Annotated in this window: 25 protein-coding genes, 1 tRNA gene and 1 pseudogene; 17 read left to right on the top strand and 10 right to left on the bottom strand. The window is 56.0% G+C overall.

The window, feature by feature from the left end:
* Window positions 1-41 precede the first annotated feature (41 nt).
* Complete coding sequence (locus ABDK75_RS00135) at window positions 42-2,807, top strand: glycosyltransferase (RefSeq protein WP_346004638.1); 2,766 nt, start codon at window positions 42-44, stop codon at window positions 2,805-2,807.
* Here the strand turns inward: ABDK75_RS00135 and ABDK75_RS00130 are convergent.
* Complete coding sequence (locus ABDK75_RS00130) at window positions 2,793-3,692, bottom strand: rhamnan synthesis F family protein (RefSeq protein ID WP_346004637.1); 900 nt, start codon at window positions 3,690-3,692, stop codon at window positions 2,793-2,795. The genes ABDK75_RS00135 and ABDK75_RS00130 overlap by 15 nt on opposite strands.
* Before the next feature lie 162 nt (window positions 3,693-3,854).
* Here ABDK75_RS00130 and ABDK75_RS00125 point away from each other — a divergent pair, with 162 nt between their 5' ends.
* On the top strand, window positions 3,855-4,124 hold the full coding sequence (locus ABDK75_RS00125) for an HU family DNA-binding protein (protein WP_046900345.1): 270 nt from the start codon (window positions 3,855-3,857) through the stop codon (window positions 4,122-4,124).
* Window positions 4,125-4,129: 5 nt separating this feature from the next.
* On the opposite strand, the gene ABDK75_RS00120 is transcribed toward ABDK75_RS00125, so the two are convergent.
* The 5 genes from ABDK75_RS00120 to ABDK75_RS00100 all read right to left on the bottom strand — a co-directional run bounded on the left by ABDK75_RS00120 (window position 4,130) and on the right by ABDK75_RS00100 (window position 6,866).
* Window positions 4,130-4,204, bottom strand: a tRNA-Gln gene (locus ABDK75_RS00120).
* Between the two features lie 69 nt (window positions 4,205-4,273).
* Window positions 4,274-4,963, bottom strand: coding sequence for a hypothetical protein (locus ABDK75_RS00115; protein WP_046900333.1), 690 nt, complete (start codon window positions 4,961-4,963; stop codon window positions 4,274-4,276).
* Between the two features lie 80 nt (window positions 4,964-5,043).
* Complete coding sequence (gene proC / locus ABDK75_RS00110; RefSeq protein ID WP_167386114.1) at window positions 5,044-5,871, bottom strand: pyrroline-5-carboxylate reductase; 828 nt, start codon at window positions 5,869-5,871, stop codon at window positions 5,044-5,046.
* Entirely contained in the window at window positions 5,868-6,374 is a 507-nt protein-coding gene (locus ABDK75_RS00105; protein WP_086634776.1) for a YbjN domain-containing protein, read from the bottom strand. The genes proC and ABDK75_RS00105 overlap by 4 nt, the downstream gene beginning before the upstream one ends.
* Before the next feature lie 201 nt (window positions 6,375-6,575).
* Window positions 6,576-6,866, bottom strand: coding sequence for an accessory factor UbiK family protein (locus ABDK75_RS00100; protein ID WP_099211189.1), 291 nt, complete (start codon window positions 6,864-6,866; stop codon window positions 6,576-6,578).
* An 82-nt stretch (window positions 6,867-6,948) separates the two neighbouring features.
* Between ABDK75_RS00100 and rfaD the strand changes: the two genes are divergently transcribed.
* Genes rfaD through ABDK75_RS00080 form a run of 4 tightly spaced genes read left to right on the top strand, consistent with a single transcriptional unit; the run spans window position 6,949 to window position 10,969 of the window.
* On the top strand, window positions 6,949-7,929 hold the full coding sequence (gene rfaD, locus ABDK75_RS00095; RefSeq protein ID WP_346004636.1) for an ADP-glyceromanno-heptose 6-epimerase: 981 nt from the start codon (window positions 6,949-6,951) through the stop codon (window positions 7,927-7,929).
* Window positions 7,930-7,940: 11 nt separating this feature from the next.
* Window positions 7,941-8,747 carry a prolipoprotein diacylglyceryl transferase gene (lgt, locus tag ABDK75_RS00090; RefSeq protein WP_346005808.1) on the top strand — a complete coding sequence of 269 codons (807 nt, stop codon included), beginning with the start codon at window positions 7,941-7,943 and terminating at the stop codon, window positions 8,745-8,747.
* Entirely contained in the window at window positions 8,740-9,513 is a 774-nt protein-coding gene (gene pgeF / locus ABDK75_RS00085; RefSeq protein WP_346004635.1) for a peptidoglycan editing factor PgeF, read from the top strand. Before lgt ends, pgeF begins: the two co-directional genes overlap by 8 nt.
* A gap of 55 nt (window positions 9,514-9,568) precedes the next feature.
* On the top strand, window positions 9,569-10,969 hold the full coding sequence (locus ABDK75_RS00080; RefSeq protein ID WP_346004634.1) for an amidohydrolase family protein: 1,401 nt from the start codon (window positions 9,569-9,571) through the stop codon (window positions 10,967-10,969).
* A gap of 40 nt (window positions 10,970-11,009) precedes the next feature.
* On the opposite strand, the gene ABDK75_RS00075 is transcribed toward ABDK75_RS00080, so the two are convergent.
* On the bottom strand, window positions 11,010-13,118 hold the full coding sequence (locus ABDK75_RS00075) for a catalase (protein ID WP_346004633.1): 2,109 nt from the start codon (window positions 13,116-13,118) through the stop codon (window positions 11,010-11,012).
* 227 nt (window positions 13,119-13,345) lie between these two features.
* Between ABDK75_RS00075 and ABDK75_RS00070 the strand changes: the two genes are divergently transcribed.
* A complete protein-coding gene (locus ABDK75_RS00070) occupies window positions 13,346-14,221 on the top strand; it encodes an SDR family oxidoreductase (protein WP_339406866.1) in 876 nt (291 codons plus the stop codon).
* Window positions 14,222-14,242: 21 nt separating this feature from the next.
* On the opposite strand, the pseudogene ABDK75_RS00065 reads toward ABDK75_RS00070, so the two are convergent.
* A pseudogene (locus ABDK75_RS00065) lies at window positions 14,243-15,567 on the bottom strand (MFS transporter).
* 209 nt (window positions 15,568-15,776) lie between these two features.
* Between ABDK75_RS00065 and ABDK75_RS00060 the strand changes: the two are divergent.
* The 7 genes from ABDK75_RS00060 (at window position 15,777) to ABDK75_RS00030 (ending at window position 21,195) form a co-directional block, all read left to right on the top strand.
* A complete protein-coding gene (locus ABDK75_RS00060; RefSeq protein WP_099211173.1) occupies window positions 15,777-16,436 on the top strand; it encodes a 50S ribosomal protein L25/general stress protein Ctc in 660 nt (219 codons plus the stop codon).
* Window positions 16,437-16,439: 3 nt separating this feature from the next.
* The gene (pth, locus tag ABDK75_RS00055; RefSeq protein WP_339406876.1) at window positions 16,440-17,009 is read left to right on the top strand and encodes an aminoacyl-tRNA hydrolase; all 570 of its coding nucleotides are present in this window, start codon (window positions 16,440-16,442) and stop codon (window positions 17,007-17,009) included.
* Between the two features lie 215 nt (window positions 17,010-17,224).
* The gene (gene ychF, locus ABDK75_RS00050; protein WP_099211167.1) at window positions 17,225-18,319 is read left to right on the top strand and encodes a redox-regulated ATPase YchF; all 1,095 of its coding nucleotides are present in this window, start codon (window positions 17,225-17,227) and stop codon (window positions 18,317-18,319) included.
* Window positions 18,312-19,568, top strand: coding sequence for a glutamate-5-semialdehyde dehydrogenase (locus ABDK75_RS00045; protein WP_339406879.1), 1,257 nt, complete (start codon window positions 18,312-18,314; stop codon window positions 19,566-19,568). Before ychF ends, ABDK75_RS00045 begins: the two co-directional genes overlap by 8 nt.
* A 32-nt stretch (window positions 19,569-19,600) precedes the next feature.
* A complete protein-coding gene (locus ABDK75_RS00040) occupies window positions 19,601-20,188 on the top strand; it encodes a nicotinate-nucleotide adenylyltransferase (RefSeq protein WP_244591078.1) in 588 nt (195 codons plus the stop codon).
* A 95-nt stretch (window positions 20,189-20,283) separates the two neighbouring features.
* On the top strand, window positions 20,284-20,736 hold the full coding sequence (gene rsfS / locus ABDK75_RS00035; RefSeq protein ID WP_203549192.1) for a ribosome silencing factor: 453 nt from the start codon (window positions 20,284-20,286) through the stop codon (window positions 20,734-20,736).
* Window positions 20,737-21,195: a 23S rRNA (pseudouridine(1915)-N(3))-methyltransferase RlmH gene (locus ABDK75_RS00030; RefSeq protein WP_346004631.1), complete on the top strand. Its 459-nt coding sequence runs from the start codon at window positions 20,737-20,739 to the stop codon at window positions 21,193-21,195.
* Between the two features lie 69 nt (window positions 21,196-21,264).
* On the opposite strand, the gene ABDK75_RS00025 is transcribed toward ABDK75_RS00030, so the two are convergent.
* Both ABDK75_RS00025 and ABDK75_RS00020 read right to left on the bottom strand, forming a co-directional pair.
* Window positions 21,265-21,990, bottom strand: a complete 726-nt coding sequence (locus tag ABDK75_RS00025) for a CHAP domain-containing protein (RefSeq protein ID WP_346004630.1) — start codon at window positions 21,988-21,990, stop codon at window positions 21,265-21,267.
* A gap of 171 nt (window positions 21,991-22,161) precedes the next feature.
* The gene (locus tag ABDK75_RS00020) at window positions 22,162-22,512 is read right to left on the bottom strand and encodes a RidA family protein (RefSeq protein WP_046900317.1); all 351 of its coding nucleotides are present in this window, start codon (window positions 22,510-22,512) and stop codon (window positions 22,162-22,164) included.
* A 148-nt stretch (window positions 22,513-22,660) separates the two neighbouring features.
* Here ABDK75_RS00020 and ABDK75_RS00015 point away from each other — a divergent pair, with 148 nt between their 5' ends.
* Genes ABDK75_RS00015 through ABDK75_RS00005 form a run of 3 tightly spaced genes read left to right on the top strand, consistent with a single transcriptional unit; the run spans window position 22,661 to window position 24,809 of the window.
* Window positions 22,661-23,317, top strand: a complete 657-nt coding sequence (locus ABDK75_RS00015; RefSeq protein ID WP_232309341.1) for an MBL fold metallo-hydrolase — start codon at window positions 22,661-22,663, stop codon at window positions 23,315-23,317.
* Between the two features lie 19 nt (window positions 23,318-23,336).
* A complete protein-coding gene (locus tag ABDK75_RS00010) occupies window positions 23,337-23,828 on the top strand; it encodes a DUF192 domain-containing protein (protein ID WP_046900316.1) in 492 nt (163 codons plus the stop codon).
* Window positions 23,829-23,831: 3 nt separating this feature from the next.
* Window positions 23,832-24,809 (top strand): NAD-dependent epimerase/dehydratase family protein, encoded by a 978-nt coding sequence (locus ABDK75_RS00005; protein ID WP_346004629.1) that lies wholly within the window; start codon window positions 23,832-23,834, stop codon window positions 24,807-24,809.
* The last annotated feature ends 110 nt before the right edge of the window (window positions 24,810-24,919 follow it).

The raw sequence follows: 24,919 nt of genomic DNA, 5'->3' as shown, positions 1-24,919 counted from the left end.
TGTTTGTGCCCACCCCTTCATAGACTTTGGCCTTTTCTCTGATGACAGTGCAGCCCGGCTCCAACGTGACCCTCCTTCCAGGTACAGCTGAAGAAGATTCGCAGACGGTTTTGCTTGAGAGTTACCGCAGCTCAGCACGTTTGAACGGAATGAGAGCCGATGGGCTACAAATTGAAAACACGCATCTGCGGGATCAGATGGCGCTTGTTCAGAGTTCTCTGTCGTGGCGGGTCACCGCTCCACTGCGGCTGGTAAGAGGCTTGTCTCTTGGGCGGCTTCCCTCGGGCCGGCCCCTTAAAGAACTTCCTGATCGCGTTACTGAGCTTTGGAGCAAAGGCGGCCTTCGGGCAGTAGGGGGGGCACTGGCGCGCCAAGCTCTTCCTCGCTCTGGCAAGAAGAGAAACTCCGTTCTTTCAAAGGCTACCCGGCAAGTTACGTCTGACGAAGTTGTGGCTGGCCACTCCGTTTACAGTGATCTGCTTGATGAGGCCGCAGCATCTCTTGCTCCGAAAATTCTGATCATCGCAGAAGTCTCTTTGCGGCAGTGCGCGAAGTATCGTGTGTGGCAAAAGCGGGATCTGCTGGAGCGTCTTGGATGGTCTGTTCAGGTTGTGGACTGGCGGGACATTGGTGTTGCCATGTCCGGGTTGCAGCTTTGTACGCGGGTGATTTTCTACAGGGTTCCTGGCTTCGAGACTGTCATGAAGCTGGTCGCCGAGGCCCACCGCCTGCGTCTTGAGCCGTGGTGGGAAGTGGATGATCTTATTTTTGATGCTGAAGAGTATCTTCAAAATGGGAACATCAGCAGTTTGCCGCAGGCAGAGCAGGATCTGCTCATGTCGGGTGTTACCTTATTCAGGCGCTGCATGCTGGCTTGTGGCCGAGGTATCGCTTCGACCCAGGCATTGGCGCAGGCCATGTTGGATGCAGGACTGCCTGACGTCTCAGTGCTGGAAAATGCGCTTGATCATGAGACGCTTGAGATCGCGGCGTCGCTTCCGACCCATGAAGGTACGGACGTGGAGCGTGTGTGGGTTTCGTATGGATCAGGAACCAATACGCATGATGAAGATTTTCGGCAGGCTCAGGCTGGGCTAATTGCTGCGATGGAAGATGAGCCGCGGTTATGTCTGCGGGTCATTGGTCAGCTTAAACTTTCGGATGACTTTCACAGGTTCGGAGACCGTGTGGAGCGCCTGACAGAACTCTCTTATCGCGACTATCTCGCGGCACTCTCCCGAACGGATATTGCGATTGCGCCTCTTGAGCCCACGCTTTTCAATGACTGCAAGAGCAATATCAAATTTCTAGAGGCGGCAGTCGTTCGGGTTGCTGCCATCTGTTCCCCTCGGAATGCTTTTCTTTCAGTTATGCGACATGGCGAAAATGGCCTGCTGGCCGTTACCGATGATGACTGGAAGCGGAGTTTTCTGACCTTGGCACGAGATATGCCATTGCGTCAGCGTTTAGCGATTCAGGCCCGTCAGGATGTGATGGAGCGATACGCGCCTGAAGCAATGGCTGTCACGAAGGGGCAGGCTGTTTTTGGTACGCCCGTGATACCAGAGCGGAAAGCTCTGCGAGTCCTGATGGCGAATGTCTATTACGCTCCCCGCTCATTCGGGGGTGCGACGATCGTCGCGGAGGAACTGGCAACCCGGCTCACGCAGCGCGGTGTTGAAGTTGGAATCATGACATCCCGTCCACGCCTGGACGAGAATTTGTCAGGAAGTATTCGCTACGTCATCAACGGCACGGACGTGTTGTCTGCGGTTATCCCGGAGGGAACGGACCTTATTGGTGCTCTGGACAACCCGCAGATGGCTGAGGTGTTTGCCGGTTGGCTCGATGCTTACCAGCCTGATGTGGTGCATGTGCATGCCGCTCAGGGGCTTGGTACTGCCATGCTACGGGTTTGTCAGGAACGGGGAGTTCCTTATGTTCTGACACTGCATGATGCGTGGTGGCTATGCGACAGGCAGTTTATGGTTCGGGAGGATGGGCGTTACTGCTTCCAGACCCGTATTGACCAGCAGGTTTGCCAGATGTGCCAACCTCATGCCCGACATTTGCGAGATCGTGTGACGATCATGCATCAGGCTCTGGCTGAAGCGGCTTTATTGATAAGCCCGTCTGAGGCACATCGTCAGCTTTATCTTGCCAATGGTGTTGAGCCTGAGCGGATTGTTGTGAACCGGAATGGCTTTCGGTGGCCTGAACGATCTCGTCGTCAGCGAACGCCTGGTTCTCGCATCCGTTTTGGATTCGTCGGTGGGACAGAGGCCGTAAAGGGATATCCACAACTCAAAAAATGTATGGAGTCTCTGGAGCGATCTGACTGGGAACTGGTTCTGGTCGATAACAAGATTAATCTTGGTTTCAGGTCCATTCATGCTGAAGACTGGTCAGTGAAAGGGGAGTTGAAAATTGTTCCTGCCTTCACACAGGCCGGACTCGATGATTTCTATGACCAGATTGATGTCTTGCTGTTTCCGTCCCAGTGGAAAGAGAGTTACGGCCTGACAGTTCGTGAAGCTTTGGCGCGTGACGTTTGGGTTGTTGCGACTGCTCCCGGCGGACAATCAGAGGACGTTGTGGACGGGGTGAATGGAACGCATCTCCCTCTTGATGGACGTCCTGAGACACTGGCTGCGGCCGTCGAATCCTTGCTGGGTCAGGCCGAAAAATTCGATGGATACGTCAATCCATTCAAGAGCAGTCTGGCCACGTACGAAGCGCAAACAGAAGAGCTTCTTGGCTTTCTGGAGCGCGTGGCGAAGCGTAAAGTCAATTTAGTGGCCCATTAAAAGCGCTGGTAAAGCACGTAGTCTGTCTTCACTGGCCAAGGCCTGAACCAGTCGCGCTCGGAAACCGGCCTTTTTGTGCTGAACGCGCGGCGGGTTGTTGGCCAGGTAGAGTGCGATCCAGTCGGGGTCGAAAAAGGTTTTGTCAGGAATTTCGCTTCGCCAGAGATGGACTGACGCTACTCCACTTGGGTTGTCGCGGAGAAGCTCTGTCTTGATGAATGGTGCTTGCCCTGAGTGAAGCACGGTGCGCCAGTCTGTATGCATTGGGTTCAACGAAAGAAGGCGTGCCAGCCCCCGTTTGCTGCTCCAGGAGGCTGTCATCTCCAGTTCGGCTGCCTGTATCGCCAAGCCAAGGCCTAACTCACCATGCAAGACAATTTCCGGCTTGCTCATGCTGTTGAATGGCTGCTCAAACACGCGCCTTATGGCGGGATGATCGAGGGTTTCCCGTGTCATGACGAGAAACCATGACTGGAGATGGGCTGTAATAGCCTCTGACCGCACCATGCCCCAGACAGGGGAATGATGGGCTCGCATGTTGTCCACAATGGGCTGCAAGGGCGTCATAGGCCCAAAAATGCTGTCATTCGCAAAGAGAATTTCAGTCGCTTCTGCATCGCAGTTCCTGGTGAGCAGGTCCTGCCAGGCACCAAAATCAAGACCGGAGTTTTCTCTGGGATAAAGGGTCGCTGCGATTGGTGTGGGGCCAGAAGTAAAACTGTTCTGAAGGACTGTTAATCCTTCCGTATCTTTTGGGTCCAGGCCGGAGACGGCGACATGCAGTTCAAACCCACATCTCACAATCTGATCGAGGAGATGGCGGGTGTGTGGGGCCAGTGTTGGTGCAGGCGCGTGATAGGCAAAAAGGCAGATGGAACGCGACATGAAATTCCTGACGATGGAACGCTTGGGCTGCTGAAGCGATTATATCATCGTTGCCTAATGGTATTGTAAGAAATACTTAGGAATGCTGTAAAAGATGGTGAATGTTCAGGTGTTGGAGCTGCATCCTGAGACAGGGACGCACAAGAGGAGAAAAATGCATCTATGAGTAAGGCATTTCTCGCAGCTGTTCTTCAGGACTCCATAGACTGTACAGGCGTTGCTGCACAGCGAGCAGCTAACGATCTTGTAGATGCTATTATTGATGAACTGAGACGTGAAGGAGGGTTTACTATCTCCTCCTTTGGTACGTTTACCGTGTGCGAAACAAAAGCGCGCCAAGCGATAAACCCGCGGACAGGAGAACCGGTGGAAGTTCCTCCGGGACGGACAGTCCGGTTCAAGGCAAGCCCTGGACTGAAGCAGAATTTATAAAGATTTGGCTGGGGCGGGAGGATTCGAACCTCCGCATGGCGGAATCAAAATCCGCTGCCTTACCGCTTGGCTACGCCCCAGTAGATCGCGTTTACGAACGCGATGGATCGGCTTTTAATCCGAACCAATGCGTCTCGTAAAGCCCAATATCAGAATTCAAGTTCCAGTTCGTGATCTGGCAGCCCTGTAGTGCGCATGGCTTCGTCCATTTTGCGGCGGGCTGAAGCCTTCAGGATACCGAGACGCTCGGCTTTGTTGAGCGCCTGATCCAAGGCAGCCATGGTGCTTCCAAGATCCTGGCTTTCGTCTTTTTCCCAGGCCCGGAGCGCGTGTCCCCAGACGGCGGTCAGGGCATTAATGCGCCAGAGGCCGCCGAGACCAGAACAGTCCATGCCTGCTGCATCAGCGAGCCAGCGCATGGAGTCCACAGTTGCACCGGCTAAAAGCGCTGCCAGGGCGGGATCATAGGGAACGGCGTGAAGGACAGCCCTGACGCCTGTTCGATATTCTTCGAAAATATCGAATCGGCGCATCATCAGGTCGAAAAGATATTCGCGAAGTGTCCCGCCATTTCCTTCGTCACGGAGCGCGCTTTCATCGGCCAGACGCCCCAGACGCAGCAGCAACAGTGCTTTGACTGGATAGCGGGAACGCACAGCATCAACAGGCAGGCCTGCCTCGCGCGCTGCATCAACTAGAGAAAACCGGTGCCAGCCGTCTGAACCGGCGAGGCTCAGGGCAGACTGGAGGAGAGCAATATCGAAGGCTTCCCTGTCCAGTTCCGGTGTGCTGTCTGATGCCAGCTCATCGGTATCAAATGGGTCCTGCCGCTCTTCCATGCCGGTCTCCTGTAGAAATCTTGTTTCTTAATGGTGGGAGCGTTTGCCAGTGTCAGCAAGTTCCCACCAGAGAGAAACGATCAACCGGCGAGTTCGTCGGCCCGTTTTGTGGCCGCGTCAATGGCTTTTGAAATATTTGACGGCCATGCGTCTGGTGCCATGAGAACATTCAGGGCGGCAGCAGTTGTTCCGTTTGGGCTGGTGACAGCTTTGCGCAGGTCGGCAGCATCGTCGGGCATGTCATCCAACATCCGCCCGGCGCCGTAAATTGTTCCCCGTGCCAGACGGCGTGCTGTCGTTTGGGACAGGCCGTGCGCCTCTCCAGCTTTTTCGAGCAGTTCAGCAAGAAGAAACACATAAGCAGGACCCGAGCCGGAGACGGCTGTTACTGCCAAAAGGTCTTCCTCACTATCGACGCGGACAACATCGCCAACAGCGAATAGCAGTTCGTGGCAGAGGCTTGTCTGTTCTTCTGTCGCCTGAGGAGACGCATAAAAACCGCTGATACCTGCGCCGATTGCTGAAGGGGTGTTCGGCATGGCGCGAAGAATGGGGAGAGTGGCGCCGCTTTTAGATGTCGCATCTGACAGGGCGGCACAGGTTCGGCCGGCCATGACAGAAAGCAGAGCAGCCTTCTTCATGCGAGAGCCCAAGGACTCTCCTAGGGCGCTGATCGCGTCTTCCGCTGTCGCAGGTTTTACGGCCAGAACGATAATATCCGGCGTAAAAGTCGATGGAATGTCAGACGCGGCCCGAACGACTGAAAAGGTATCGTCCGAACTGGATCTGTGTCGATCCACGACAATGATATGGGGAGGTGTGGGAGAGGCGAGCCACCCGTCGAGAAGCGCGCCTCCCAGTTTCCCACAACCAACCAGCAGAATTGAAGGTGTTGATGGCAAGGTCATGCGTCTCCGACACAATCAAGCATGGCAGCGTCCAGTGCATCCTGAGGAGATTTTCCGCCCCAGAGAGTGAACTGGAAGGCGGGGTAAAAGCGCTCACATTCTGACATTGCGATATCGATCAGGTCTTCCATGCTTTCACCTGGAGGGGTTGAGACACCACGCATCAGGAGCGTATGGCGAAAGGAGGGAACACCGGTTTCCGGATCAATAATGAAATGACCAACCCACAGCTTGTTGTTGGCGAGGGAGACCAGTTCATGCACGTCCGATCGACGTGCTGTGGGGGACCGTAGATCCAGCGTGCAGTTCAGATGCAGGGCTGAAAGCTCGTCTGACCAGGTGAAATAGAGAGAGTAGTCACACCATTGACCTGGGGCCTGAGCCGCCATTTCGGACTGGCCAAGGCGCTCGAATTCCCATTCGTAGAGGCCCATGACCTGTTCCATGAGGTCAAGCGGATGGGATTCTGTTTCTGTGGTGAGTGAGGTGCTCAGGGCAGGCATGTCGGATCTCCCAAGGCCGTGGAGGCCGGAACCGGTCATGCACCGGTACGGCGCTCCAGATGTCTGCGGCCAGGAGGGGAATGACCTCTCCTGACGTTGATCACGTTATGTGGCCTTGGTGAAGTGTGCAAGTATCACGCACAGCTTCAATCAGTTCGTACGAAGATGTGTTGCATCCGGATCGCAACGAAAGCGACCGTTTCAGCCCTGAGGGCCACCCTTTTCTTCAGTTGCGAGGTCTTCGAGTGCTGTCAGGCGCGATTCGATGGCAGCAAGGCGTGCTTCTGCCTCGTCCTGTGCCATGCGCGCGCGCGTCGCCATTTCCTGAACGGCATCGAACTCATCGCGACGAACCAGTTCCAGCGAGTTCAGGACTTCGTCAACGCGGGTGCGGATGATGGAGTGAAGTTCTTCGCGTGCGCCGGTAACAGCCGAAAAAGCATTGCCGGCAAGACCTGCGAGGTCATCAAAGAAGCGGGGTCTGTCAGACATGGGAGAAACTCCTGCAGAGAGGCGGCGTGTCGTGTGTGGCGCGTCGCTTGGATCGTTTTCGGGGGCAGACTATACAGGAAGGATGATTATCGTCACCGGCGGAGCCGGATTCATTGGATCGTGCCTTCATGCCGCCCTGCGTCAGCGCGGGCTGCGGACGGTTGTTGTGGACCGGCTTCGTGAGGGCGTAAAATGGCGCAACCTCGCGTCTCATGCGCCGGATCAGATCATCACGCCTGAGGCGCTCCCGAGTTTCCTCGAGACAGCGCCAAAGATCGAAGCGGTCTTTCATATGGGCGCGATCAGCGCAACGACTGCACGAGACGGAGACCTTGTCTGGTCGACTAATGTGGCGTTGTCGCAGTTTCTCTGGCGTTGGTGCGCCCAGAACGATGTCCGGATGATTTACGCTTCGTCTGCGGCGACATATGGCGCTGCGGACCAGCCTGAGATGTTCCGTGACGGGCTGGATGCGATTGATCATCTCAAACCGTTGAACCTTTATGGATGGTCAAAGCAGGTTTTTGATCTGTGGGTAAAGCGTGAACTGGAAGCTGGGCATCCGGCCCCACCGCAATGGGCTGGACTGAAATTTTTCAATGTTTATGGCCCGAATGAGTATCACAAAGGGTCCATGATCTCCGTCGTGAAGGTCAAGTATGATGATCTTCAGCGTGGGGCTGCGGCACGACTGTTCAAATCTGACGTTCCAGGAATGGCCGATGGCCAGCAGAAGCGTGATTTCATCTGGGTCGGGGATGTTGTGAACGTCATGCTATGGCTTTTTGACCATCCGGGTGTCAGTGGTCTTTTCAACTGCGGAACCGGTGTTGCGCGGAGCTATCTGGATCTGGCGCATGCAGTCTGTGACGCTGCGCATCGGGCGCGGGACGTGGAGTTCGTCGAGATGCCCGAGAAGCTTCGCGGGCAGTATCAGTCCTTCACCTGTGCGGACATGAGCCGTTTGCGTCAGGCAGGATATGATGCGCCGTTTACGTCTCTTGAAGACGGAATACGGCAGTATGTGCGTGATTATCTTTCCCGAGCGGAGTCAAACCTTTGAGCCAGCCCTTGATGTTCCCTGGGTTTGACCCCGTTGCGTTTCATGTCGGCCCGCTGCCGGTGCGCTGGTATGCGTTGGCGTATATGGTCTCGTTCATCATCGCGTTGCCAATTGCGAGACGATTGAACAGACTTGCACCAGAAGTAGCGACCAGTGAACAGGTCGATGATTTCCTGTTTTACGCTATTTTGGGTGTTCTGCTGGGTGGTCGTTTTGGGTACGTGTTGTTCTACCGACCTCTGGATTATCTCGCGCACCCCGTGGACATCATCAAGACATGGGACGGCGGGATGTCGTTTCATGGTGGGGCCTTGGGCGTCATTCTGGCTCTGGCGTTCTTCTCTTGGAAGAACCGTCTGAGCTTTCTGGCTTTTGCGGACCGGATCGTGCCGGTGGTTCCGATTGGGCTGGCGCTAGGTCGTTGCGCCAACTTTGTGAACGGGGAACTGTGGGGCCGTCCAGCATCGCCTGATCTGCCGTGGGCCATGGTATTCCCCACAGGTGGGCCCGTGGCACGGCACCCTTCCGAGCTTTATGAGGCGTTGACGGAAGGCGTTCTCCTGTTGTGCGTCATGCTGTTTGCGGCAACCCGTCCAAGATTGCGGGCACATTTCGGATTTCTGTCAGGGTTGTTCCTCTTTGGATATGCCTGCGCGCGGAGCTTCTGTGAGTTTTTTCGGGAGCCGGATGCGAATATCGGCTTTCTGGCCGGCGGGGTCACGATGGGGCAGATCCTGTGTATTCCGATGGCGCTCGCCGGGCTGGGCCTGATGACGTATGCCCTTCGTCGTCCGGCGCAGGAGAGCGCACATGTCTGAGGCTATTCTCAGAAGTGATGGTCTTGGCGTGCCACATGGCTTTTTTACGCGCCTCGGCGGTGTGTCCCCGAAACCTTATGACAGCCTGAACTGCTCTCTGTCGTCTCCTGATGATCTGGCGAACGTGAGCGAAAACCGTGCGCGTGTTGCGCTGCAGATCGGGGTTGAGCCAGAAAAGCTTCTGGGTCTGAAGCAGACGCATAGTGACATTACGGTTCCAGTGACCAGGGAGACGGTTCTCTGGGCTATGGGGCATGGGCAGGATGGCGATGCGCTGGTGACGGATCGCCCTGACGTCGGTGTTGGGGTGATTACGGCAGACTGCGGGCCTGTTCTTCTGGCTTCCGAGGATGGACGGATTGTGGGAGCCGCGCATGCTGGATGGCGTGGAGCGGTAGGCGGCGTTCTCGAGTCTGTTGTGACGCAAATGAAAGCTCTGGGTGCCACGAATATCCGGGGAGTAGTCGGACCTTGCATTGGGCCTGAGAGTTATGAAGTTGGCCCGGATATGCGGGATGCCGTTCTGGTTAAGGACGGGAACGCAGGTCTGTTTTTCCGTGTGGCAGAGCGGGCAGGGCATTTCATGTTCGATTTGCCAAAATACTGCTCGGCTCGGCTGAAAGCTGCTGGTGTTCAGCAGGTTGAAGTTCTGGGTGTGGATACATTGACGGACCAGAGGTTCTTCAGCCACCGCCGACGGACACTCGCAGGCGGTGGCCATATTGGTCATCAGATTTCTGCAATCCGGCCTCGCGTTTCATCATAGTATTGCAGAGTGCCGCAGCGCTTGTGCGGATCGCTGGGACTGTTATCGTTCCGGCATGAAAATGCTTCGTCCTGCTCAGATTCTCTGTTCCATGCTGGTGGCCGCCTGTGCCGGGGGTGTAGCCTACGCCGAACCTTCTCATCTTCTGGTTCGTAACGCCCTGATCTTTTCAATGGCCGATGGGCAGAAAGCGCCTTTTAAAGGGTATTTTTCTGTTCGTTCAGATGGCGTGATCGATCATATTGGCCCCGGTGCTCCACCCAAGGATATTCAAGCGGATCAGGACATGGATCTGCACGGGCATTGGGTCATGCCGGGATTCATTTCCGCTCATAGCCACCTCTGGCAGGCTGCGTATCGTGGCCTCGCGGCGGATCAAACGTTGATGGGATGGATTACGGCTTTATATTCCGGGAAAGCGAGTGTGGCGCGACCTGAGGATATTTATTGGTTCACTCTCGATGGTGCGCTGGATCATCTCGCTCATGGCGTCACGGCTACCTATAATTTTAATTATGGCGGGGCGAGCCCTAAGATGGTCGCGCAAACGGATCGGTTGCAGTTTCAGGCTGAAACAGTCTCCGGCATTCGATTTGTACATGGTCTTGAGCCATTGCCCGGTAAAGCCGATGTGTCACTGGCAAAGGCTCGTCAGCATGTCGGGGATTTTCTGGCGTGGTCTGCCGGGCAGCATGTGGGATCCACGTTCCTGTCCGTGATGATCAATGGTGGGACGGGATTTCACGACACCGGAGACGTTGCGAAGATCGAAGGGGCGTTGATGCGGGAGTATCATCTGTCCAACCAGAGTCATTATCTGGAGCCACCTGAGAACGTTTCAGCTCAGCAGGCCCGGTTCCACTGGTTTGAGGATGAAGGCATTCTCGGGCCGCATCTGATTTTCGGTCATTTCATTCATACGACGCCTGAGATTATTGCCCGATCCGTAAAGGCTGGGGCGTCTATGGTCTGGAATCCGCTGTCCAATGGTCGTCTGGCATCGGGAACGGCCGATATTCCGGCTTACCTGAAAGCGGGTCTGCGGGTTGGGATGGGAGAGGATGGGGAAGCCAGTGCGGATCTGGCAGATCCTTTCGAGAACATGCGGACCGGGCTTTATGCCATCCGGGACAAGTACCAAAGTGCTGCAATCATGAGCCCGTATGATGTGGTGCGCCTGCACACGCGGGGGAGTGCGGATGTTCTGGAAGTCGGGGATCGGCTTGGAAGCCTGGAAGCTGGGAAATTTGCGGATTTTCTTGTGATTGATCCGACCAATCTTGGGTATGTGTTTGACCCGTATGCCACGCTGGTTTTTGCGGCGGCTCAGGAAAATCTGGAGCAGGTGTATGTGGGCGGCGTGCTGATGGTGGAGCATGGCAAGCCGCTGAAGCAGGATTTTGCGCATGTTCGGCAGGAAGCTGATCGGCGGGTTGCGGCCTCTGTTCAGCATTAAAAAAGCCGGGGTATGATCCCCGGCTTTTTTTGTGCGTGTGTCAGACGCTGTGGGTTTTGGCTTCACGATCCCAGAAGCGGAGCTTCCGGCAGGTTGCGATGAAGGGTTTAAAATCGCCATCGTTTTTGATGGCGATTACACCATCGTCCATCTCGTCGGGCGTGATGCCGCCTTTTGCTAGAAGGGGGGCAGCGTCCGGGCCGTAGGCGATGAACTTGGCGTGGGCGAAGGCATCTGCCACGAAGTCACGGGCTGTTGCTTCCCTGCTCAGAAGCTTTGTCCCTTCCGCAGAAGTGAGCAGCACGACGGCGTCGTAAAGCACGGATGGGGCGCCGACGATTTTCTGGCCTGCCGGGATGGTTTTGCCATCGGTTAGCGTTACGCCGCCCACAACGGGGGCGACCAGTTCAATCAATGTCCCTTCCGCCTTTGCGGCTTTCTGGAGAGCGTCCAGCAGGGCTGCATCCGTACCCTCTGTAATCACGACACCCAGTTTGCGGCCTGCGAAAGAGTCAGGGCCGTTCTTGAGGATGCTGAGCGCTGTTGAGGCGGCCAGATCCGTGATGGGTGTACGGGCGGCTGGAGCTGGGGCGGGGAGCTCTTTCAGGCCCAGACCTTCGGCCACGCCCTTGGCCAGCGTTTCATCCACATTCAGAAGATGGGCGATAACGCGGGAACGAATGTTTGGAGTTTCAACCTTGCTGAGCTCGAAGACAAACGCGTTCTTGATGTGCGTTTGTTCGGGCTTTGTCTGGCTGATGTAGAACTGGCGTGCCTGGCTGTAGTGATCGGCGAAGAGTTCACCGCGCTCGCGGGTCGTGCGACCGTTGTCATCGGGGAAGTGCCTGTAGCCGGTCTTGGGGTTTTCACGCGGACCTGCACCCCAGGAGTTGGGTTCGTAGTTTACACGACCCTTCGGGTTGTGCATGGCGGCGTGGCCGTCCTGCTGGAAGTTGTGGAACGGGCATTTGGGCGCGTTAATGGGGATATGCGTGAAGTTCGGGCCACCGAGACGCTTTGTCTGTGTGTCCAGATACGAGAAGTTCCGGCCTTGCAGGAGCGGATCGTTGGTGAAGCCGATACCGGGGACGACGTTCTGGGTGCAGAAGGCGACCTGTTCGGTTTCGGCGAAGAAGTTGTCCACCATACGGTCCAGCACGAGGCGACCGATCCGTCGAACGGGGATGAGTTCTTCCGGGATGAGTTTGGTCGCATCCAGAATATCGAAGTCGAATTTGTCGGCGAAGGCGTCGTCAAAGAGCTGTACGCCCAGTTCCCATTCCGGGTAGTCGCCGGACTCGATGGCTTGCCAGAGGTCGCGGCGGTGGAAGTCAGGGTCGGCGCCGTTGATCTTGACGGCCTCGTTCCAGACAACTGACTGAAGGCCTTGCTTCGGCTTCCAGTGGAACTTTACGTAGGTGGATTTTCCTTCGGCGTTTATGAGCCGGAAGGTATGGACGCCGAAGCCTTCCATGAAGCGGAAAGAGCGGGGGATGGCCCGGTCTGACATGATCCAGAGGAGCATGTGAACGGTTTCGGGCGAGAGGGATGCGAAGTCCCAGAAGTTGTCATGGGCGGACTGCGCCTGCGGGAAGCCGCGATCGGGCTCTTCCTTTACAGCGTGTACCATGTCCGGGAACTTGATGGCGTCCTGGATGAAAAACACGGGCATGTTGTTGCCCACGAGATCCCAGTTGCCTTCCTCGGTGTAGAGCTTCACGGCGAAACCGCGGACGTCGCGGGCGAGATCGAATGAGCCCTTGCCACCTGCGACGGTTGAGAAGCGGACGAATGCCGGGACGCGGGTGCCGGTTTTTCCGAGGACGCTTGCAGTTGTGTAGTCGGAGAGGGAGTCTGTGAGTTCAAAGAAGCCATGAGCGCCGTAGCCGCGGGCATGAACAACGCGTTCTGGAATGCGTTCGTGATCGAAGTGGAAGATCTTCTCCCGGAAATGGAAGTCTTCCAGAAGTGTTCCGCCGCGCGGGCCAGCTTTCAGGGAATTCTGGTCATCCGCGACGGGAACACCCTGCTGGGTGGTCAAGGTTGGGATGTCGCCGCCTGCGGTCTGGTGGGTTGCACCCTGGGGGCCGCGCTCGAAGGTCTGGTCACCGATGGTCACGGTGGTGCGTTTATCTGCCGTGTCGCTCATGGTTCGGTCCGATCTGCTGTCGTCGCGAATGTCCGGATTGAAGAATGCCGGACACGTCGTTTCGAATTCGGTAAGTCGATTTCCGGTTTGGGAAATCCTTCACTTTAGAAGTCTGAGTCCCCGGTAAATGTTCCGGAAAATAATTTGATGAAATGTTCTGAACTGAATGAAAGAGTGGGTCGTTACGGATCCTTACTTGCATCTCTCATGCAGTTTAGGAGGCTTGAATGCCTGTTGATCCTCGCAATCGTTATCCTCAGCCTCCTTTTGAGGGGCAAAGCCAGCCTTTTCCGGGGCTGTCATCAAAAATGACGCCGCAGCCTGATTACGGGGAAAAGACCTATCAGGGCTCTGGAAAACTCAAGGGGCAGGTGGCTCTGATTACAGGTGGCGATTCCGGAATTGGGCGCGCTGTAGCACTGGCTTTTGCTCGGGAGGGGGCGGAGGTTGCGATTTCCTATCTCGAAACCGAAAGTCAGGATGCAAAGGATATTTCAGGACAGATCGAAGCAGAGGGGCGTCGCTGCCTTCTGCTGCCGGGGGATATTCGTGAGGCGACGCATTGCAAGTTGCTGGTTGGGCGCATTCTGGAAGAATTCGGTCGTCTCGATATTCTTGTGAATAATGCTGCGTTTCAGAACTGGGCGGAGCATCTGGAGGATATCAGTGACGACGATTGGAAGCGCCATTTTGATACCAACACGCATGCGCTGTTTTATCTGACGAAGGCTGCTCTGCCTCATCTGAAGCCGGGGGCGTCCATCATCAATACGTCTTCAGTCAATCTGAAGACGCCGCCTCAGATCCTTGTGCCGTATTCCATGACGAAGGCGGCCATTGCGAACTTTACGGTGAGTATGGCGCAGCAGCTTGCGTCACGAGGTATTCGGGTGAACGGGGTTATGCCGGGCCCGATCTGGACGCCGTTCATTGCGACGGGAATGCCGGAAGAAGCGCAGAAGAGCATTGGGTCTGATGTCCCACTGGGTCGCCCAGGTCAGCCAGCGGAACTGGCTGGGGCTTATGTGTATTTTGCGGACCCGCTGAACAGTTACACGACGGGCGCTCTGTTACCTGTGAATGGTGGGATGCCGATGCTCTGATCGGGCCGGATATTCTGGATCTCAGTGGAACGCCTGCTCCTGATCGAGCGGGCGTTTTTCTGTTTTGGGGCCGAAGAGAAGGGTGATGCTAGCCCCTATGAGGAGGACGCAGGTTGTGAGGCCGAAGACGCCGGGGAAACCGGCTTTCGGGTAGATCCAGCCAATCAGGACGGGCGATGAGATTGCGCCCAGACGAGCGATTGCGGAGGCCAGTCCCATGCCTCTTCCGCGCAGGGATGTCGGGAAGAGTTCGGGGGTGTAGGCATAGATGCCGCCGTAGGTTCCATTCATGAACATGGACAGCATAATTCCGAAAAGCAGGACCTGTGTGGGTGTCTGGCTTGCGGCCATGCCGATGGCACTGATCCCGCCGCCGATCATGAAGGTGGCGACGGTGGCGCGTCGGCCCAGACGTTCCGTGCAGAAGGCTGAGGCCAGGTATCCGGGGAGCTGTGCGGCGTAGATCGAGATGGCGTAGGCGAAGCTGCGGGTCACAGTCATGCCGCGCTCGATCATGAGGGTCGGGATCCATGTGAAGAACGCGTAGAAGCAGAAAGTGATGCTCAGCCACATGGCCCAGCTCATGAAAGTGGAACGTCTGAGGCTGGGGGCGAAAAGATCGCTGAGGGGGCGGTTTGTTTGTCCGGCTGTATCGGGGGTTGTCGAAAGACCGGCGGCCAGTCCGGCGCTTTGTTCGATGGCTCCGACAATTCGACAAGCTTCGTGCGTTCGCCCCTGCTGATCGAGCCATCTTGGGGACTCGGGAAGGGTACGCCGCCACCAGAGGAGCATCAGGACGGGTAGGGCTGTGGCAACCAAGGCCCATCGCCAGCCATCCGGTGATGAGGGGACAATCATGAATCCGAGAATGGCTGCGGCGACATAACCGAAAGAATAGAAGCCCGTGAGGCTGGCCGTGAAGGCGCCGCGATAACGGGATGAGACGAACTCGCTCAGATAGGGGGCGATGATCGTGGCTTCTGCGCCGGCGCCCAGTCCAGCGAGAAGACGGGCGCTGAAGAAGCCGCCGAATGTGTGGGAGACTGCTGAGAGAAGAGAGCCGATGGCGTAGAGCGCGAGGGCGCTCATCATGACGGAACGGCGGCCAGACCTGTCGGCCCACCAACCCGCCAGCAGGGAGCCGAGACCGTATCCCAGATAAGTGGCGCTTCCCAAAATACCGAGAGACGGGCCGGACAGGTGCCATTGCGTTTTCAGAACCGGGAGGGTGAAGGCAACGATGGCGGAGTCTAGGCCGTCGAACATGTATCCACAGCGCCAAGGATCAGGAGCCGACGGTGGAAGGGGGTGAAGGGTAGGTGTTCGAGGCGCTGGGCGATGCTCATGGATTCTCTGTGACGCAGGCGACTATGGGGGCTGTGACAGACTATCTGGCGGTTTGGGCGTGGGTCCAGCCATGGTTGGGGTAGGGCATCAGGAAGGTAGAATCTGGGAAAAAGGTTGTGTGTGGCGCAGTTTTCCGCTATTTCGCCGCTCGCACAGGCACCCCTGGAGGTCTGTGTGATGACAAAATTCAATACGCAGGAGCGTAACAGTGGCTAATTTGACGACACTTGCTGTCTCGACGCGCGCGAAGGCTGGTAAGGGGGCAGCGCGCGCAACGAGACGTGCCGGGCTGGTTCCGGCAGTAATCTATGGTGGCAAGCAGGAGCCTTCCATCATTGCTCTTGATCCGCGCGTGATCATGAAGGAACTGCACCGTGGTGGCTGGTCCTCCCGCGTGTACAACCTGGCAGCAGAAGGCGCAGAGCCGGTTGCAGCCCTGATCCGTGACGTGCAGCTGCACCCGGTGACGGATGCTCCGATTCACATCGACTTCCAGCGCGTTGCAGCGGGCACGAAGGTGCACGTTCAGGTTTCCATCATCTTCGTTGGCGAAGAGAAGGCTCCTGGCATCAAGCGCGGTGGGGTTCTGAACGTTGTCCGTCATTCCGTGGACGTTGCTGCTGATGCAGCCAGCATTCCGGAAAGCTTCACTGTTGATCTGAGTGTCCTCGACATTCATGACAGCGTTCGCTGGTCCGACCTGAAGGGTACGGAAGGCGTGAAGCTGACGGGTCATCAGGCTTCTGATCTCGTGATCGCTTCTATCGCTCCGCCGACCATCGATGCGGAAATGGAAGCTGAAGCTGCTGCCAAGGCTGCTGCCGCTGCTGCAGCTGCTACTGCAAAGCCAGGCGCAAAGAAGAAGTAAGTCATGAGGCTCTGGATCGGTCTCGGCAATCCCGAGCCGGGGATGAGCCGTCATCGACATAACATCGGCTTCATGGCGGTTGATGAAATCGCTAGGCGTCACGGGTTTTCCCCGTGGCGCAAGCGCTTTCGGGGGGAGACTTCCGAAGGCGTTCTTGGGGGGCAGAAAATTCTGCTCCTCAAGCCGATGACCTACATGAACCTGTCGGGTGACAGCGTTCAGCAGGCCGCGCAGTTCTTCAAGATCGCGCAGGCCGACATTACCGTTTTTCATGATGAACTCGACCTTGCTTTCGGCAAGCTGCGTATCAAACGCGGCGGTGGTGCGGCAGGACATAATGGCCTGCGCTCAATGGATCGCTGTCTTTCCGGGCCGGATTACTGGCGTGTGCGGATGGGCATTGGCCATCCGGGGCACAAGGACCGGGTGCACGGGCATGTTCTGGGGAATTTCGCCAAGGCGGAAGAGCCGGAGCTTGAGCGGTGGCTTGAGGCGGTTGCGGATGCTGCGCCTATTCTGGCCAAGGGCGAGAATGAAGCGTTCATGACGAAAGTGGCGCTGCTTACGGCCTGAGTGCCGCGAGACTTCAGGTCTCTTATGGTCAGCTTTTTTCACTGTTATAACGTGCGGGTATCGTTGCCGGAGAGAGATCTAGGGCGGGAATCGTACTCTGCTGCCTGTTTTGCAGGGTGCAGGTGTTGTCCGTGGGCGTGGATTCTGCGAACACAGGGCAACTGAATTCTGAGACTGGGCTGACCGATGTGGCGGCCTGAAAGATGGAGAGCACAATGGGTTTCAATTGCGGCATCGTTGGTCTGCCCAATGTTGGCAAGTCCACGTTGTTCAATGCTCTGACGGAAACAGCCGCAGCGCAGGCAGCGAACTACCCATTCTGCACCATTGAACCGAATACGGGCCGTGTTGCCGTGCCGGACCCTCGGCTGGATATTCTGGTGAAGATTGGTAAGTCCCAGAAAGAGATTCCGACCAGCCTTGAGTTTGTTGATATTGCGGGTCTGGTCCGTGGCGCGTCCAAGGGTGAAGGGCTGGGAAACCAGTTTCTGGCAAATATCCGCGAGACGGATGCGATCATTCATGTTCTGCGCTGCTTTGAAGACGATGACATCACCCACGTTGAAGGTGGGGTCGATCCGGTTCGGGATGCGGACATCATTGAGACCGAGCTGATGCTTTCTGATCTGGAAAGTCTTGAGAAGCGCCAGATCAATCTTCAGAAGCGTGCGCGTGGAAATGATCGCGAAGCACAGGCGCAGCTTGAGCTTATGGAGCCGCTGATTGTGGCTCTGCGTGATGGCAAGCCTGCCCGCACCGCCGTGCCGAAAGGTCAGGAAGGTGAGGCTGCGCGTCTTCAGCTTCTGACGACGAAGCCGGTTCTGTATGTCTGTAACGTCGAGGAAGCTGCTGCGGCGACCGGCAATGCTCACTCTGAGGCAGTTCGGAAGCGGGCTGAGGAAGAGGGCGCTGGCGTTGTGATCGTGTCTGCTGCGATTGAGGCTGAGGTTAGCCAGTTGCCGCAGGAAGATCGCACGGAGTTCCTTGAGGGGCTTGGTCTGAGCGACAGTGGTCTGGATCGTGTGATTGCAGCGGGCTATCGCCTGCTGGGTCTGCGGACATACTTCACGGTTGGCCCGAAGGAAGCTCGTGCCTGGACTATTACGGCAGGTGTGAAGGCGCCTCAGGCTGCTGCTGTCATTCACAATGATTTCGAGCGTGGCTTCATTGCCTGCGAAACAGTTGCTTTTGACGACTATGTGGCCTGCAATGGTGAAGCAGGCGCTAAGGAGGCTGGGAAGTTGCGGATCGAAGGCAAGGAATATGTTGTGCAGGACGGAGATATTCTCCTGTTCCGATTCAATGTCTGATGCTGCGGCTATTCTGAAAGGGCTGACGGATAAGGCCCGTCAGGCTGCTCGTGGATTGGCGCGAGCAGACGAGGCGACGCGTAATCTGGCACTGAATGCTGCTGCTCAGGCACTTCGTGCCAACAGCGTAGCAATCGTTGCGGCAAACGAGCAGGATCTGGCCGGGCTTTCTGATGATCGGACGGCTGCATTCCGGGACCGCCTAACTTTAACGCCTGGGCGCGTTGAGGCCATGGCAAAGGGTCTGGAAGACGTCGCAAAGCTCCCTGATCCGCTTGGACGCATTCTCGCAGAATGGGAGCGCCCTAACGGGTTGCTGTTCCGTCGTGTTGCTGTGCCGCTCGGTGTCATCGGCATGATTTACGAAAGCCGGCCGAATGTTGGGGCTGATGCTGCGGCTCTTTGCATCAAGTCTGGCAATGCTGTCATTTTACGTGGTGGAGGCGAAAGCCTGAATTCGGCGCGCGCAATTCATGCGGCGATGGTTGAAGGGCTGACGGCTGCGGGTCTTGATCCGGCTTGTGTACAGATTTTGCCGTCTGCCGATCGTACTCTTGTGGGTGCGCTCCTTCAGGCTGCTGAGGGCGTGGACCTCATTATTCCACGTGGTGGAAAAACTTTGGTGGAACGCGTTCAGCGTGAGGCGCGGGTGCCTGTTCTGGCCCATGCCGATGGACTGAATCACACCTATGTTCATGCCAGTGCTGATCCTGAAATGGCGCGTCGGGTTCTACTGGATGCCAAGATGCGCCGTACGGGAATCTGTGGGGCCACAGAAACGCTTCTGATTGATCGGGCGATTGCTCCGTCGCTCCTGCCGCACATTGTGGATGATCTGGCTGCCAAGGGCTGCACATTCCGGGCGGATGAAACTGCCAGATCTATAGTTTCAACCTTGCCTCCTGCCAGTGCCGCCGATTTCGATACGGAGTGGCTGGATTCGATTCTCTCCATCGCTGTTGTTGATGGCGTTGAAGAGGCTCTCGACCATATCGCGCGCCATGGCAGTGCTCATACGGAAGCGATTATCGCTGAAGATCCTGAGATTGCTGCGGCGTTCATGAATGGGACCGATAGTGCAGTTGTGCTGTGGAATGCATCGACTCAGTTCTGTGATGGGGGTGAATTTGGCTTTGGGGCTGAAATCGGCATTGCCACGGGACGGATGCATGCGCGAGGCCCGGTGGGGCTCGAACAGTTGACGTGTTATCGCTACGAAGTGCTTGGCAACGGACAGGTGCGGGGCTGAATACGATCCCGACGTTTGGCGATGGCCGACGTATGCGGATTGGGCTGCTGGGTGGCTCTTTCAATCCGGCGCATTATGGTCATCTGAAGGTGGCTCAGCAGGCGTTGCGCTCTCTGCGATTGGATCAGGTGTGGCTGATGGTCTCACCTGGGAATCCTCTCAAGCCTCGAAAGGGCATGGGATCGTTCAGGGCGCGCCTTGCGTCAGCCCGGAAGATCGCTGATGGCCGTCGAATCTGTGCTACGGATATCGAAGCAAGGCTGAAACAGCGTTTTACAGTGAAGACTGTGGCATTGCTTCAGAAGCGCTTTCCTCATGTTCAGTTTGTCTGGTTGATGGGAGCAGATGGGCTGGCGCAATTTTCTCGCTGGAAAAACTGGAGGATGCTGGCCCGTATGGTGCCTATAGCGATTCTGCCTCGGCCAGGGAGTGTAACGCCTGCTTTGCACGGCGCTGCGGCGTCTGCTTTACGGCGAAATCGACGGCCTTCGAGGGAGGCTGCTATACTGGCGCAAAGAAAAGGATGCGCATGGACGTTCCTTTCTGCGCCGCAGAACGATATATCGGCTACAGCGTTGCGAGAGTCCGGGCAAATCTGTCTGGAACCGGATCAGGAGTAAAAGCCATCACCAAGACGACCTCAACCGACCCGAAGGCCAAGACCACGCGTCGGAAAACCAGCACCCCTGATGCGGCACTGGCCGAGGCTGCCAAGGTGCCTGGAACGCCTCGCAAGAAGGCTGCTGCTGCTGGCCCCAAGAAGACTGCCGTCAAGCGCGAGCCTGTGCAGCCTGATGTTCTGACAAAAATGCTGTCCATCATCACGGCCAGCCTTGAGGAAGACAAGGCAGAGGACATCGTGGTTCTGGATCTGGTTGGCCGCGCCAACTTTGCAGACCGTATGGTTGTGGCAACGGGTCTGGCAGATCGTCAGATTGCAGCCATGGCCCACCATATTGAGAAAAAGCTGGGGGAAGATGGCTTCAACCGGGTTCTGGTTGAAGGCGCGAATGGCAGTGACTGGGTCCTTCTGGATGCAGGGGATGTTGTTGTTCATCTCTTCAAGCCAGAGAGCCGTGAGCTCTATGCCCTTGAGAAAATGTGGGGCTCTGATCTGGATTCTAGCGAATCCGAAGTGACTGTCGGTAAGGACGAAGAGCAGGGCTGAATGAAGCTCGTTGCTATTGGGCGATTGAAGTCCGGGCCTGAACGGGAACTGTTTGACCGTTACGCTGCCCGGATTCGTCCTGTGCTGACGGTGACAGAGATTGCGCCGTCCAAAGGCTCCGTTATGGAGCAGAAGCGCAAGGATGCTGTGGGGCTTTTGGGAGCCTGTCCTGAGAATGCTTTTGTCATTGCCCTTGATGAGGGGGGAAAGACGTTTAGCAGCCTGCAGTTTGCAGCCACGTTTGCTCGGTGGCAGGAAACTGGCCGTCCGTTACATTTTTTGATTGGGGGAGCAGAAGGGCTGGATGGATCAGTGATCCAGAGAGCTGATGCCGTTATTGCTCTAGGGGCTATGACTTGGCCGCATATGCTTGTGCGTGTGATGATTGCCGAGCAGGTCTTTCGGGCTCAGGCTATCAATTCGAACCATCCTTATCATAAAGACAGTCGGCCGGATTAAGCCGTCTCTGAACGATTGGACATAAAAAAAGCGGGGCTTTAAGCCCCGCTTTTTGCATCTGAAGTCTTCTTATCGGATGGACCGGTTCGGAGCGTCAGATGTGAATGCATCGTCTGGGGCTTCTGCAACTTCCGTGTTGCTCATCGGATGACTCAGAGCATTCGATCCTCTGAAGATCGCACGATGACGGAAGGTGGTTGCATGGCTTTCGCGAGCGACCAGGACCTGCGGAGCTTGGCGACCATCGTCTGCGCGGCCATAGATGAAGCCGTATGTCGGGTAGATGCTACCAAGGCGGCCGCTACGGTCGTTAAGGGCAACGCGAACGGCGCTCCAGTCATTGTTGGGTGATACGTCAACGACGCGCACGTTGTGCGCAATGCCATTGGATGCCCAGTGAGACTGGTCAATATAGATCGTACGGTTGTTCTCGACAGCCCGTACCACAGCGACGTGACCCAGAGGCATACGACGGATGCCACGGAAATTTAGAACCGATCCCGCTTCCGGAGCGTTACCACGGGCGTATCGGCCTGCAGCGTTGTACCACCAATCCCGTGCATTGCCGTGCAACACGACGGCAGATGCTTCCTTTGCATAGGCTACGCACTGAATGACGTGCGCAGTTGAAAAGGTGTGATGATGGTACGCATGAGATGCGCGATGGGAGCGGAAGACACCATGACCACCGTGTGAACTACGGAGGTGTTTGGCCTGTGCATGACTCGCAAAGAACATGACAGCGGAGAGCGCCAGGGCAGAGAAAAATGTTTTCCGGCAACTTTTATGCGTCACGATCTTTTTGATCCTGAATAGGCTTGTGTCGTTCGGGTTACAGGGAGCTAACAATCTTCATGCAACCCTGACAAGGGCAGAATGCATCACTGAGGGTTAAATTTTCATTTCTAATGAAAATCTTTCTCGTGTCGCATTCTGCCTTAATTGTGCCGTATTTGGTTGGGTGGCTTATTTCGTGGTTGTCAGCATGATTTCCACGAGGATGCGTGGGTCAGCCATGACAGCCTGAACGCAGGCGCGTGCAGGAGCTAGTCCTTCCGGGAGCCATGCGGACCAGTGCGTGTTGAGAGCATTGCGGTCTGCGATGTCTTTAAGCCAGATCTGTGCCTGAAGAATGCGGGTATTGTCTGTGCCGTGTTCTTCAAGAATGGCGTCGAGTTGAGCCAGGACGTCTTTGGTCTGGCCATCGATATCTTGTGACAGGTCTGAGGCAACAACGCCTTGGGTGAAAACAAAGCCATGATATTCCACAGCCTTGGAAAGAATGGCGTTGGGTTCTGTGCGAATGATGCGGCTCATGGGGGGTATCCTGATCCCGAGATTGGAAAGCCCCAGAGTGAGGCGGCTTTAAGAAGCGGTCAATCACCTCTTGGCTCCCTTGTCGTAGGGGGTGGGACGCGGTATCGCCGGGAGGTATCGCTAAACTGGCCGTGCGGGAGAAAAAACCGTGGTCCCTTTGAATGTCAAAAGAGTGCCTGTGACGCCGATCCGGCAGAATTGCACGATCCTCTGGGACGAACGGAACCATGCCGTGGTGGTCGATCCAGGGGGGGATGTGGATGAACTACTCTCCCAGCTCCGTGGACTGACGGTTGAGGCTATTCTTCTTACGCATGGACATCTTGATCATGCTGGTGGCGCTGATGAACTGCGGGAACGCCTAAATAAGATTCAATCAGATCCTGTGCCTGTTCTCGGGCCAGATCGGCGTGATGCGTTCCTGCTGAGTAGTATTGAGAAACAGGCTGCGCATTTTGGTATGACAGGGATGGTGAGTGTTGTTCCGGACCGCTTTCTGGAAAGTGGTGAGACACTCCAGCTTCTGGGCCATGATATCGAGGTGCGTCATATTCCCGGACATACGCCAGGGCATATCGTGTTTGTGGATCATGGCAGTCGTCGTGCCATTGTTGGCGATACATTGTTCCGCAGGACGGTAGGCCGAACCGATTTTGCTTATGGGGATGCTCCTGCGCTGATTGCAGGTATTCGCCAACATCTCATGAGTTTGCCGGATGAGACTGTGGTGCTGTGTGGTCATGGAATGCCCACGACCATTGGGGAAGAACGCCGGTCCAATCCATTTCTTGTTTCTGAACGATAAATTTCAAAGAGGGTTTCCCATGCGTGTGATGGCTTGTTCCATATTAGGTGCGATAGGTGTTCTCGCGAGCGGTATGACGGCTTCCGCCTATGCTGCAGAAGAACCTATTCGTCAGGCACAGCCTGTTCTTCCGACAGCACCTTTGACAATCACGACGCAAGACGGAGTTAAGCACTCGTTTACGGTGGAGTTGGCCAAAACCTACAGGGAGCAGGAAGTCGGCGAAATGTTCCGCAAGGAGCTGCCCAAAAACAAGGGAATGCTTTTCCTTTGGCCGCAACCGCAGGTTTCCGACATGTGGATGAGGAACACACTGGTATCCCTCGATATCGTTTTCATTGATTCCACCAATCATGTTCATGCCATTGCGGAGAAGGCGGTGCCGCTGAGTGAGGCAATCCTGAGCAGTGACGGGGTTGTGGCCAACACGCTTGAGCTTGCTGGAGGGGTTACGGAAGAGTTGGGTATCCGCGTGGGGGATACTGTAAGTAGCCCGGCACTGAAGCACTGATACGTGAAGGTTTTAGTTACCGGGGCAGCGGGATTTATCGGTTTTCACGTCTCGCATGCCTTGCTGGCGCGAGGCATGGAGGTAGTCGGCGTTGATACGCTGAATGATTATTATGACCCGCTCTTGAAAACGGCGCGCCTGAACAGACTGACGTGTCAAAAAGGGTTTGTGTTCGAGCAGAAGGACGTGTCTGACCGCGAGGCTATGCGATCAGTCATTGATGGTCATTCTGATATTGAAGTCATCATTCATCTGGCAGCTCAGGCGGGAGTTCGATACTCACTCATAGACCCGTATTCCTATGTACAAGCGAATGTCATGGGGCAGGTTGTTTTGCTGGAGGCATCCAGAAGCCTGAAAAGGTTGAAGCATTTTGTCTATGCGTCTTCGTCCTCAGTCTATGGTCGCAACCAGTCGTTGCCTTTCAAAGAGAGTGATCGCGTGGATGAGCCGGGTTCACTTTATGCGGTTACAAAGCGCGCAGGTGAGCTCACGGCCTCCGCATATGCTTATCTTCACGGTATTCCACAGACAGGCTTGCGGTTCTTTACCGTCTATGGGCCGTGGGGTCGGCCAGACATGGCTTATTACGGTTTCGCGAAAGCTATCTGCGAGGGGCGTCCGGTCACCCTTTATGAGGGAAAAGGACTGTCTCGGGATTTCACCTATATAGCTGACATCACATCGGGTGTTCTTTCGATCATGGACGTTCCTCCTCAAGTGGGTGAGGCGCGCATCTTGAATCTGGGTGGAGATCGCCCGGAAAAAGTGACGACACTGATTGCTCTGCTGGAAAAACATCTCGGGCGATCTGCATGCATAGAACATCAAGCTCGTCCCGTGGCGGATATGGAGAGAACCTGGGCGAGCCTGGAGGATGTGAAAGCATTATGTGGCTGGACTCCGAGCGTCTCGCTTGAGGATGGGGTTATGAAATTTGCCCAGTGGTTCAAGGATTTTCATAAAAAGTCAGTTTTTTGATTTTTATATGATTTTTTGATTGACGGTGTGTGTAGGTGGCCGTATAAGCCCGTTCACCGACGCGGCGGGGCCTTCTTCGAGGGTCTGGCCGGGGCGGTTGAGATGATGAT

It is taken from the genome of Gluconobacter sp. OJA, from assembly GCF_039638325.1.
GTDB lineage: Bacteria > Pseudomonadota > Alphaproteobacteria > Acetobacterales > Acetobacteraceae > Gluconobacter > Gluconobacter cerinus.
This window is presented reverse-complemented; position numbering and strand designations above follow the sequence as displayed.